The following is an 11,778-nucleotide window of genomic DNA, read 5'->3' as shown; positions in this document are numbered from 1 at the left end:
TTTGAGATGTGCGGACTGCTCGCTCGCTTCTCGCGAAAACAGAACTACTCCTTTCCTCTCGCCAAACTCGCCGGGCTTATCGAACACAGGGGTCCCGATGCGAGCGGGGCTGTCGGGTGGAATGACAGTTCCGACATCCGCGATCTTGCTGGCTTGGAAAGCACGGACATGGACCATGTTCTGTGCCACAAACGCTTGTCCATCATCGATCTGCACGACGCGTCGGACCAGCCGTTTCAGTCAGAGGACGGCCGCTTTCACCTGGTCTACAACGGCGAGATCTACAATTACGTTGAGTTACGCGACGCCCTTCAGGGCAAAGGGGTGCAATTCAGGACGTCGGGTGACACGGAGGTGCTGCTCAACTGCTGGCGCGAATGGGGGCCTGCCTGTCTCGCCCGTCTTGAAGGTATGTTCGCCTTCGTCATATACGACCGTGAAAAGGACTGCATCTTCGCTGCCCGTGATCCCTTCGGGATCAAGCCCCTGCTGGTCTACCGCTCGGACGACGAAATCATTTTCAGTTCCGAACTGGCTCCTATCGTTGAGTGGATCAAGCCGGATCGATTTGACCCGCTCAGCGCAGCCTACTCGCTGCGTTGGGGGATGAATGATGGCGATCGGAAGACGATTATCCCTGGCGTAGAACGCCTGCCGCCCGGAAGTTTCGTATCGCTCGAGCTCGAGACTTTGTCGCTGAGCGAGACCGAGAGCTACTTTGATCTCGACCGCATAGAGAAACGCGACTGGCAGTATGGCGAAGCTGTTGAAGCATTGCGTACATGCTTCCTCGAATCTGTCGAAAGGCACATGCGTTCCGACGCGCCAATCGGCTTCGCATTGTCGGGCGGGATCGACTCAAGCGCCATAGTCTGTGCCGCCCACTATCTGGGTCATCGCGACATAAAGACATTTTCCTATCTACCGCAGGATGAACGCATATCCGAGAAGCGGTGGATCGATATTGTCGCCCGGCATGTCGGTGCTGAAACGCATTTTATCCGCCCGGCAACCGGTGCTGTGCTTGAGAATCTAGAACATGTGGTAAGGCATCAGGGCGAACCCTTCGCAAGTCTAAGCATCTATGCACAATACGAAGTCTACGGTGAAGTCGCCCGCCAAGGCGTCAAGGTCCTCCTGAGTGGGCAAGGCGCCGATGAACTCCTGGCTGGGTATATCTCCTACTATCAACTAGCGATGGCCAACGCTTTGAAGCGCGGCGACGTTTCCATCTTCATGCGCTATGTGCGCCATTTCAGTGCGCGCTTTGGCATCTCGAATGGTGCAATCCTGCGCAATCTGGCGCGATCGTTATTGCCCTACGGGATTCGCCAATCGATGGGGAAGAGGCAGTTCTCCCAGATGGCGCCGTGGATCGAAGCCGATGCGATGCAAGCGTTCGGGATGGATGCCTGGGCAGATCTTGCTCTCCACGATCCTACCAGTTCAAGTATAACTGCGCTCCTCGTCCAATCGATCCGTCGCTCTCTGGTCGCGCTGCTTCGATACGACGATCGCAACTCGATGGCGCACTCGGTCGAAAGCAGGGTGCCGTTCCTCACCCCACAAATGGCCGAACTTTGCCTTTCATTCCCGGACGAATTCCTGATCGACGAGGCCGGCGTGACCAAGAAGGTCTTCCGCGATGCGATGCGAGGCATCGTACCTGATGACGTTCTCGCTCGCGCCGACAAGATCGGCTTTGCGCCCGACAATCGCGCCTGGGCGCCCGCACTGAGAACCCTGCCTCTCGGATCTGGTGACACGCGTCTGGAGGGGCTGATAATGGGCGAACCTCTGGAATCCGCGCTTGACCACGCCGAAAGCAAGGAGGGAACCCAGCTCGCGTTTCTATGGCGATCAATCAACCTCCTGGCTCTTCGCCAGAACATGATCGGCGCTACCCTATGAGTTTTGCCCGCACGTTCGTTCGACTTGGTTCGGCGAATGTCGTGATGTTGGCAGTGCACCTTGTAACCATCGGCTTGCTCGGAGCGATTTCACCGTCGCAGCAATTCGGCCTGTTCCTCCTGGCGCTCTCAATCTCGCTGCCTTTTTCTGCCTTTGCGGGTCTGCGCTTCGAGAGTGCTATGCCCTCCGTGGAATCCGCCAGACGTCTCGGCGTGCTGCTGGTGCTTGCCACGAGCAGTATTGCCCTCGTCTGTCTTCTCCAGATCGCAATAATCTTGGCCCTTTCGCAACTCGATCTCTTCGAGGTTCGAAGCCTTGGGCCGTTCGAAATCGCGATGCTCCTGGGTCTCACCATCGCCCAGACACTCGTTCAGATCGGCAGGCTTTGGGCCATTCGGCAAGGGAACGTCGCGCGAATAATGCGTGCCACCTATGTGCGCGCTGGCGCAATGTCGCTTGCTCGCGGGTGTGTCGCAGCAATACTCCTGCTCGATCGGGACATGATTGCATCGGAGGTGGGCTTTTGGCTGATCGCAGGTGAATTGCTCGTCACGATAATGATGGCAGGCCAGCTTTACCCGTTCGCGGCCCTGAGGCTCCATTGGGGCAAGGCCGGTTCGGTGATCTACCGTCGCACCATGATCAAATACTGGAAGTTTCCCATCATCGAAACGCCATCGACGATGCTCGATCACCTTGCCGCCAACGCGCCCATCCTGCTCGTCACGCAATTCTATGGCCTGGCTTCCACCGCGCTCTTCGGATTGGCTTATCGGGGATTGGCCGTTCCAGCAGCTCAGCTATCGAAAACACTGACCGAGGTCATGCAGACACGCTACTCGGTCTTCCAGAGAGCGCGGGATTGGGCCGCTCTGGAGGGCTTCTTTTGGCGTTCGACCCTGTTGGTGACCGGGGCCTCTCTCGCCGGCCTCCTGGTTTTCGCCGCGCTGATCTGGGCTCTTTACGATCACCTGCCCGAAAGTGGGAAGGAGTTCAGCCTGATCGTACTGCTGATGTCGCCCTGGATTGCGGCGAGTACCATCGTAAACATCAATTCGAGACTGCTGCTGATGCTCCAGCGCCAGGAGCTAAAGCTCATCTACGACTTCCTGGCCGTTTTTGCGATGGCCGCGCTGTGGCTTTCGCACTCGGCCTTCGGTTGGGATTTGCTGACCTTCGTCGGCTGGATCGCCCTGGTAAAGGTTGGAGTTTACGCGATCTATTGGATGCTCATCCTGATCGCCGTCAGAAGTCTACGGGACAGGAAGGCCGGATAACGACCTTCCTGTCGGCGCATCTTCATCAGGCTTGAACGATGTTGTTTTTGGAGTGATCGAACACGTTGCGCGTGTCGACAATCAGGTCCGCTCGCTCTGCGATGGCCTCGTAGTCGACGTTATCGTGATCGGTGCAGAGCAGAATTGCGTCATATTCGGAGAAATTTTCCGGGTCGAAATCTTCGCTCTTACGCCCGACCATTTCGGGGTGCTCGCGGAGATTCGGGATCACAGGCACGTAGGGATCGTAGAAGTCGACCTTCGCACCGCGACGCTCAAGCTCCTCGATCAGGACAAAGCCAGGGCTTTCCCGCGTGTCTTCAACGTTCTTCTTGTAGGCGACGCCCAACAAGAGAATGCGAGAACCGGCAACCGATTTGTGCTTGCGGTCGCTCAGGGCCTTGGCGACTTCTTCAATCACGAAATAGGGTGCCTGAAGGTTCACTTCGCCGGCGAGCTCGATGAAACGGGTCGGGACCTGGAACTCCCGAGCGCGCCAGGTCAGGTAGAACGGATCGATGGGGATGCAGTGCCCGCCGAGCCCGGGACCGGGATAGAAGGGCATGAAGCCGAATGGTTTCGTCGCTGCCGCATCGATGACATCCCAGACGTTTATGCCGAGGCGCGCGTAGATGATCTTCAGCTCGTTCACCAAAGCGATATTGACCGAACGGAAGATGTTCTCGGTCAGCTTGACGGCCTCTGCCACTTCGCAGCTCGAAACGGGGACGGCCTTCTCGACCACGGCGCCGTAGAACGCCGTCGCTGCCTGAAGGGCGTGGTCGCCGTCACCGCCCACGACCTTGGGAATGGTGCGAGTTTCGAAGTCCGGATTGCCCGGATCCTCGCGCTCTGGCGAATAAGCGATGAAGAAATCGGCTCCGGACTCTAACCCGGTAGACTCCAGAATCGGCTTGATGAGATCGCGACTGGTGCCGGGGTACGTTGTCGATTCAAGCGACACCAGCTGGCCCTTACGCAGGTTGGGCTTGATCGCCTCGACGGTCTGCACGACGTAGGAGAGATCAGGCTCGCGATGCTTGCCCAGCGGGGTGGGCACGCAAATGATCAGGAGATCGCATTCGCTCGTCCGCGAAAAATCGCTGGTGACCTCGAACAGGCCTTCTTCGCGCATTGTCGCAAGCCTGGAGTTGGCGACGCGTTCGATCGGTGACTGCGCCGCATTGAGCGAGGCGATCTTGGTTTCATCGACATCGAACCCCAGAACGGGGAAGCCGGCATCGAAAGCAGCCACCGAGAGCGGCAGCCCCACATAACCCATGCCGAGGATTCCTACCTTGGCATCGCGCGATTCGATCCTCTCGAGAAGGCGGTTGAAATTCTCACTCATGATCAGTCTTCAGATCTCGTTGTGTTGCTGGCGTCAGGCCAGAAAGGATTTAACGGCTGCAATGACCATGTCGGCCTCTTGCGTCGCCCAATAGGGATTCATGGGGAGGCTAAGCACCTCGCGAGACGCGTTCTCGCTCTGCATCAGACTACCTTCGCCGTCGCCGAATTGCGCATAGGCTTTTTGCAGATGCATCGGCAGCGGATAGTAGATCGCGGTAGGAATTCCCTCGTTATTGAGGTGCTGCTGAAGCGCATCCCTTTCGCTAGAGCGGATGGTGTATTGCGCCCATGCAGAAGTAACGCCAGCAGGCTTCTGCGGCACTTCACACACGTCGCCGAGCGCAGCCGAATAGTAGTCAGCCAGCTCGTTGCGGCGACGGATCTCTTCGCCGAAGACTTCGATCTTGCTGAGCAAGACCGCCGCTTGCAGGGTATCCAGCCGGCTGTTCATACCGACGCGCACGGTTTCGTACTTCTGCTGTCCCGATCCGTGCACCCTGATGGAGCGCATGACCGCGGCCAGATCTTCATCCTGCGAGAAGATCGCGCCGCCATCCCCGTAGCAGCCCAGCGGCTTTGCCGGGAAAAAGCTGGTCGTCGTAATCTGGGCAAGTGTGCCAACGCTGCGTCCATCCGCGAGCGCGGCCCCAAAGCTCTGGGCAGAATCCGCAATGCTGGCGAGCCCATGTTCCGCGCAGATCGCGTTGATGGCTTCCCAATCAGCAGGCAGGCCAAACAGATCGACACCGATAACGCAGAGCGCACGGTGGCCAGATGCTTTGACCTGCGAAATCTTCTCGACGAGATCGTCGGCGTCGATATTGAACGTTACAGGATCAACATCGACGAAAACGGGAACCCCGCCGAGTACCAGGATCACTTCGGCGGTTGCCGTGTAGGTAAAAGAGGGCACAAACACGCGATCGCCCGCCTCGATACCAAGTGCCATCAAGGCAATCTGCAGTGCATCGGTTCCATTGGCGACGCCGATCGAGTGCTGCGCTCCGCAAAACTTCGACAATTCGGCTTCGAATTCGCCGACTTCCGGCCCCATGATGAATTTACCATGGTCCAGAACCTTCGAAATTCTCGCGTCAATCTGGTGGCGGAGGCGATCTTTCTGCACCTCTAGGCCGGTAAACGGTACTTTCACTGGTCTTTCCTTTGATTTCAGATCCTAGCGCTGACGGGGCGCGGGCTCATCCATTGCCGACCCACGTCAGTCTTTGATCGCGTAGAGCTCTTTGTATTCTTCGAAAGCGGCGGGCAATTTCGCCTGATCTTCCGGCTTCATCCGCATTCTTGCCTTGCCGACGGTGCACTCCGCCGGCTTGAAGTTTCCTGCCCGATACTGACCAACGTGATGCTCGAAATCGAGCATCATGTCGATCTCGATCTCGTAGTGACGGGCTGCGAACTTCTCCATCGTGTCCGACGCGAACAGAGGGGTCGGAAACTGCGCGACCATGTCGCCCGCATCGGTTTCCGCGTCAATGAAATGAAGGCTGTTCTCGACCGGCTGCTTCTCCAGAATAGCCCACTTCAGGGCATCGAGACCACGCACGAGCGGGATCTTTCCCGGATGAGAATTGAGGACGCGCCCCAGCGTCTTGTTCACAAATGCAGGAGGCAGGATTCCCGCCCCGCCAATGAGATAGATTTCGATGCCCTCGATCGGGATTTCTTCGGCGCTCGCGACCTCGAGATAATCGGCCCCGATGGCCTTGGCGACGCTTCGCGAATGGCCGCCAACCATCATGTCGGGACGATGCGCAAACAAGACTTCACGAGCGGGCCGCGGCTTGAACGGAAGAGCGAAGAGCGAAATATTTTCGTAGTTGCGCTGCTTTAAACCAATAGCAATCTGCTCTGTCTTCAAGTGATTGGTGGCATATGTGATGATGCCGATACGCATCTCTTACTCCAGAACGTAAAGCTTGCTGAACGGGGGGATGCCCAGATTGAAATAGGCGCGGGTTCGCCCGATACCGTCTTATGGATGTGATGCAAGGCAAAACCTTGAATCTACCCCAACTAATGGCCGCTAGTTCGTGTGTGCGGCTTGTCGCCAGTGATGCCCGAAATCACTATCGATCCATTCCAAGAGTTCGACTGATGGTTGCGTAACGAGACCAAAGTGCCAACAGCATCCATTTCGACATGAAGTCCTCGCACGGTAAGGTCGACTGGAACCGCTGACCCGCGATTTCTCAGTTCGATCACACGGCTCGATGTGCTTTGACCGGTTGCTTCAACTTCAAGTCCTGCAATCAAGATCGAAAGCGGTGCAACGGTGTGCCTGCCGATAGCGATGCTGTTGCCGCCGAAATCGATGATCCCGCGGTAGCCCTGCGAAGCATCGGCAGAGCTGCGCAAGATGCAATCCACTATCTTGAGCGATCCTCCGAGCACCTCTGTCCCCACGACGCACACACCGTTTCGCATCGAGGAGATTGAGCATCCTGAAATGGAATTGTCTTTCCCCGCTATGGAAACCCCGCCGGTTACCACGCAGTTTGCGAAGGAAGTTCGCTCGCAATTTCCGTGCATATCTGCGGCATGCACCAAAGCGTCACGTTCATTACCTATGGCGCAAGCTTTGATCTCGACCGACCGGTTGGGAATGGCATCGCTCGCACCTCCCCCACCAACGCTAATCCCATGCCGCCTAGCCCACAGGTCGCAATCAAGGACTCGACCTTTCTCGCTGTTCCCGATTGCAAGGCCATAGTCGCTTCCCGAGCGCGAACCAGCATTTCGGATGTTGGTCCCGGTAATGACGAAATCAAGACTTCGCTCGACATAAATCCCATGTGGCGCACTTGCTTCAACCGCGATGTCGTGCAGACCGAGATACTTGGTATTCGTAAAACGCGCAGCCGACAGGCTGCCCGACTGCAGCGAAAGATTGCGCAGGGTTGGAGAGGTTGGTTCGATGTGCAGCGCTCTCCCGGCTCTACGGTCAAGCGAACAAGGTACCGGTTCGACCAAAACGATTTTGTTGTCGAAGGTCTCGCTCACAACCGCGTTGAAGCCTTGACGATACTCGCTCCTGACGGCCGAATATGACGAGGGGCGTGGATCGAAAATCCTGATCCAGTCGCCCGGCCTGAGGCCGTGTGCGGCCACAAACCGCAATGAACGGGATCCTTGACAGACGTTTTCTGCCAGTCTTGGCAGCGGACGCGATGAGCCGTTGCTCGCCAACAGGTAATGACCGGGCCCTCCAGCCGATCCGATCACCGCCCTTCCCTGCGGAGCTTCAATAATAAGGCTGCCAACCTCGGTTTCGGGCCTGATGACATAGCGCCTTGGCCCAAGGACAAGAGCCTGGCCCCCCCCAGCTTGGACGAGCGAGTTGACCAGATCAGTCAGGTCATTGCTGCCCTGCAGAGCCGCGTCCGCATCAATCGCAGCGAACGCCTTACGCGGTCCCAGAACGGCCAGCCCACCTGCCGCCAGAGCCCCTTGGAAGAATGCCCTGCGCCCGGGACGGCTGAAGGAAAAACCCATGAGGCTCAGTCAAACTCGACGCATAAACTCATTTTCAGATGAGACAGCAAGATACCTGAATGCGTAATGAAAAAGTGGGCAAGGAAATCGCGAGCATCCGAACGCTCACCTCTTGCCGAATGACAGGTCCTCCCTAAAGCTTACGAACATGAAGATTCTGGTCACAGGTGCTGCGGGCTTTATCGGTTCCGCCGTAGCGGCCCGCCTGGTCGAGGCAGGCAATGAGGTCTTGGGCATCGACAATCTCAACGCATATTATCCCGTTGAGTTGAAAAGGGATCGGCTAAGATGGGTTGAAAACACGGATGGCGGGTCGCAGTTTCGTTTTCAGGAGCTGGATTTTGCCCGCAATGATTTGCTCGTCGAGGGTCTTAGGTCGAAAGACTTCGATCGCATTGTCCATCTCGGCGCGCAGCCGGGGGTAAGATACTCGCTCGAAAACCCGCATGCCTACATCGAGAGCAACATCCTCGGCCACCTCAACATTCTTGAGCTGGCCCGGGAGAGGCAGATCGACCATTTGGTCTATGCCAGTTCCAGTTCGGTTTACGGCGGCAATGCGAAGATCCCTTTCGCGGTGGATGACCGGGTCGATCACCCTTATTCGCTTTACGCCGCGACGAAGAAGTCGGACGAGCTGATGAGCGAGACCTATGCTCACCTTTATCGCATTCCTCAGACAGGGCTACGGTTCTTCACTGTGTACGGGCCGTGGGGGAGACCCGACATGATGCCTTGGATATTCACCAGCAAAATCTTGAATGGCGAGCAGATTCCTGTCTTCAATCACGGCCGCATGCAGCGCGACTTCACTTACATTGACGACATTGTTTCCGGCATTCTCGCCTGCCTCGACTCCCCACCCGAAGACGATGGCTCCACTAAGCCCGGTGGCAGCGTGGCTCCCCATTCGATCTACAATATCGGCAACAATCGTCCCGAAGAACTTCTCAAAGTGATCGAGATCATCGAGGAAGCCTGCGGGCGAAAGGCGCGGCTTGAACTCCTCCCCATGCAACAAGGGGACGTTCCGCGTACATTTGCGGATATCGACGCGATCTTCCGTGATCTCGGCTACGCCCCTTCAACCCCCGTCGAGCAGGGACTTCCCCGCTTCGTCGAGTGGTTCAGGCGCTACCATCGCGTTTCAGACGCGTAGCGCCAGGCCTATCCCGCGAGACGCAGCCGTTCCGGTACCCGCTCGTCGGAAACTCCCGGCCAGACGCCGCGTGTGTCGTATACGAGCGCCCCGCGAAGCTCTTCCGCCGGGACGACCTTGAAGAGGTCATGATCGACCAGCAGGATGATGATGCCGCATTCTTCCAGCGCTTCATCGAGATCGATCAATTCCGCGCCCGTATCGCTGAACTCGATCGGCAATTCCGACGCATAGGGTTCTACGATCGACACGCGCGAGCCGAACTTCCGCACCAGCCGCGAGGCGACGAAGCGCGCCGGGCTCTCACGGAAATCGTCGATATTCGCCTTGAATGCGAGACCGAGACAGGCGACGCGCAGATCGGGATTGTCCTCGATCAGTGCCTCCGCCCGCGCAATGACGTGATGCATCTTGGCATCATTCACTTCGCGGCCTGTGCGGATCAGCGGCGTATGATCGGGCGCACCGTGGACGATGAACCATGGGTCGACCGCAATGCAGTGTCCGCCGACACCCGGACCCGGTGAGAGGATGTTCACGCGCGGGTGACGATTGGCGAGCCGGATGATCTCCCACACATCGAGACCGGTTTGATCTGCGATGATCGACAGTTCGTTGGCGAAGGCGATGTTGACGTCGCGGAAGGCGTTCTCCGCAAGCTTGGTCATCTCCGCGCTCTTCGCATCGGTGGTGACGCAGGTTCCCCGGACGAACTGCTTGTAAAACGCCAGCGCCTTGCGCGCACAGCGCGGCGTGATCCCGCCGATCGAGCGATCGTTATTGGTAAGCTCTTCGACGATCCGGCCCGGCAAAACACGCTCGGGGCAATAGGAAATCGAGACATCGGGCGTGTTCTCGGTCAGACCCGGCATCGCCAGATCGGGACGAAGCGCAGCGATGTGGTCGCGCAGCTTGTGCGTCGTGCCGACCGGGCAGGTCGATTCGAGAATGATGCAGTCGCCGGCCTTCAGCACGCCTGCGATTTCGGTCGCGGCCGCCATGACATAGGAGGTGTCGGGCGTATGATGCCCGTCTTTCTCGAATGGCGTTGGAACGGCGATGACGAAGACGTCGGCAGGAACGATCTGGGTCGACGCCCTGAGCAGTCCGCGATCAACCACGCCGCGAACCAGTCCGTCGAGATCGACTTCCTCGATATGGATTTCGCCCTTGTTGATCGTTTCGACGACCTTTGGCGAGACGTCGATGCCGGTAACAGGGCAATTGGCGCGGGCAATGACTGCAGCCGTCGGCAGGCCGATATAGCCCAGCCCCACTACACATACTTCCGGTTTCCGATCGCCGCGCATACCTTACCTATCGCCGTGAAAATCACGCGCGGGACTAGGACAAGAAGGTAAACTTATCGGTAACGCTGCCACCTCAGCTGGCGAGCAAATCGGCAATCCTCTGGGCCGATGCGCCGTCTCCGAAGGGATTGTGGGCGCGGGCCATGGCGCGATAGGCATCCTCGTCATCGAGAAGACGTGTGACTTCGATAACGATAGTATTCGGATCGGTCCCGACGAGCCTGGCTGTACCCGCCTCGATTCCCTCCGGTCGTTCGGTCGTCTCGCGCATGACCAGCACCGGCTTGCCGAGTGCCGGAGCTTCTTCCTGGACGCCGCCGCTATCGCTCAGCATCAGATAGGAAATATCGAGCAATCGCGCAAAATGCGGATAGTCGAGCGGTTCGATCAGCGCGACATTATCGAACCCTGCAAGCTCTGCGTTCATCACCTCGCGGACATTGGGGTTGAGATGCACGGGAAAAATGATCGCCACGTCATCGCGTGCGGCAATGCGCTTCACAGCTTCGGCAATGCCGCGCATCCCCTCGCCGAAATTCTCGCGCCGATGGCTCGTCATCCCGATGATCCGCTTACCGGCGAAGCGCTCCTCGAGCTCGGACAATCCGGCGGCAAGTTCCGGTTCGGCCTCGATCCGCTTTGTCACCCAGTGCAGCGCATCGATCACAGTATTGCCGGTGACGTGGACGGTTGCAGCGTCGGTATTCTCGGAGAGCAAGGCATCGGCCGCTGTCTGCGTCGGCGCGCAGTGGAGGGCAGCGAACGTGCCCACGACGCGGCGATTGACCTCTTCGGGCCATGGATGATGGATATCGCCGCTGCGCAGTCCCGCCTCGACATGGCAAACCGGTATCTTGCGGTAATAGGCCGCAATAGCGCCCGCCATCACCGTGGTGGTGTCACCCTGGACGACGACCCAGTCGGGCTTCTCGCTGTCGAGCACGGCTCCGATATCGACCAGAGCGCGCGCCGTCAGCGCGTCGAGCGTCTGACCCGGCGTCATGAGGTCGAGATCGTGGTCCGGCTCGATCCCCGCGATCGACAGGACCTGATCGAGCATGTCACGGTGCTGTGCGGATACACAAACCCGCGAGACGAAGCGTGGGTCGCTCTCCAGCGTGTGGACAAGCGGGAACAGCTTGATCGCTTCTGGCCGAGTGCCGAAAACGGTCATTACCTTGATGGGTTCGGTCATGGCGAAGCACTAGCATCGCCGTTTCCCGATGCAATAAGCGAGCTTTCGCCTACCGCCTTA

The 11,778-nt window shown here is 58.1% G+C and carries 9 protein-coding genes; 3 read left to right on the top strand and 6 right to left on the bottom strand.

The genetic code is table 11. The annotated features are described in order from the left end of the window. Positions 1-6: 6 nt before the first annotated feature. Both asnB and CCE89_RS06495 read left to right on the top strand, forming a co-directional pair. Positions 7-1,911, top strand: a complete 1,905-nt coding sequence (gene asnB, locus CCE89_RS06500) for an asparagine synthase (glutamine-hydrolyzing) (protein WP_086437249.1) — start codon at positions 7-9, stop codon at positions 1,909-1,911. Beyond that, on the top strand, positions 1,854-3,188 hold the full coding sequence (locus CCE89_RS06495) for a polysaccharide biosynthesis protein (RefSeq protein WP_159456597.1): 1,335 nt from the start codon (positions 1,854-1,856) through the stop codon (positions 3,186-3,188). Before asnB ends, CCE89_RS06495 begins: the two co-directional genes overlap by 58 nt. 25 nt (positions 3,189-3,213) lie before the next feature. On the opposite strand, the gene CCE89_RS06490 is transcribed toward CCE89_RS06495, so the two are convergent. The 4 genes from CCE89_RS06490 to CCE89_RS15100 form a co-directional block, all read right to left on the bottom strand. Next, a complete protein-coding gene (locus tag CCE89_RS06490; RefSeq protein WP_200810301.1) occupies positions 3,214-4,539 on the bottom strand; it encodes a nucleotide sugar dehydrogenase in 1,326 nt (441 codons plus the stop codon). 33 nt (positions 4,540-4,572) lie between these two features. Continuing rightward, the gene (locus tag CCE89_RS06485) at positions 4,573-5,694 is read right to left on the bottom strand and encodes a DegT/DnrJ/EryC1/StrS family aminotransferase (protein ID WP_086437246.1); all 1,122 of its coding nucleotides are present in this window, start codon (positions 5,692-5,694) and stop codon (positions 4,573-4,575) included. A 66-nt stretch (positions 5,695-5,760) separates the two neighbouring features. Further along, the gene (locus CCE89_RS06480) at positions 5,761-6,456 is read right to left on the bottom strand and encodes a formyltransferase family protein (protein WP_086437245.1); all 696 of its coding nucleotides are present in this window, start codon (positions 6,454-6,456) and stop codon (positions 5,761-5,763) included. A gap of 119 nt (positions 6,457-6,575) precedes the next feature. Next, positions 6,576-8,054 carry a right-handed parallel beta-helix repeat-containing protein gene (locus CCE89_RS15100; protein ID WP_143255976.1) on the bottom strand — a complete coding sequence of 493 codons (1,479 nt, stop codon included), beginning with the start codon at positions 8,052-8,054 and terminating at the stop codon, positions 6,576-6,578. A gap of 148 nt (positions 8,055-8,202) precedes the next feature. On the opposite strand from CCE89_RS15100, the gene CCE89_RS06465 reads away from it, so the two are divergent. Then, entirely contained in the window at positions 8,203-9,213 is a 1,011-nt protein-coding gene (locus tag CCE89_RS06465) for an NAD-dependent epimerase/dehydratase family protein (protein ID WP_086437242.1), read from the top strand. Between the two features lie 8 nt (positions 9,214-9,221). Here CCE89_RS06465 and wecC read toward each other — a convergent pair whose 3' ends face one another. Beyond that, positions 9,222-10,523 (bottom strand): UDP-N-acetyl-D-mannosamine dehydrogenase, encoded by a 1,302-nt coding sequence (gene wecC, locus CCE89_RS06460; protein ID WP_086437241.1) that lies wholly within the window; start codon positions 10,521-10,523, stop codon positions 9,222-9,224. Positions 10,524-10,596: 73 nt separating this feature from the next. Continuing rightward, the gene (gene wecB / locus CCE89_RS06455; RefSeq protein ID WP_086437240.1) at positions 10,597-11,718 is read right to left on the bottom strand and encodes a non-hydrolyzing UDP-N-acetylglucosamine 2-epimerase; all 1,122 of its coding nucleotides are present in this window, start codon (positions 11,716-11,718) and stop codon (positions 10,597-10,599) included. Between the last annotated feature and the right edge of the window lie 60 nt (positions 11,719-11,778).

The organism is Altererythrobacter xiamenensis, from assembly GCF_900177715.1.
Classification (GTDB): Bacteria; Pseudomonadota; Alphaproteobacteria; order Sphingomonadales; family Sphingomonadaceae; genus Erythrobacter; species Erythrobacter xiamenensis.
Note: the sequence above shows the minus strand (reverse complement) of the source record. Positions and strands in the feature narration are given on the sequence as shown.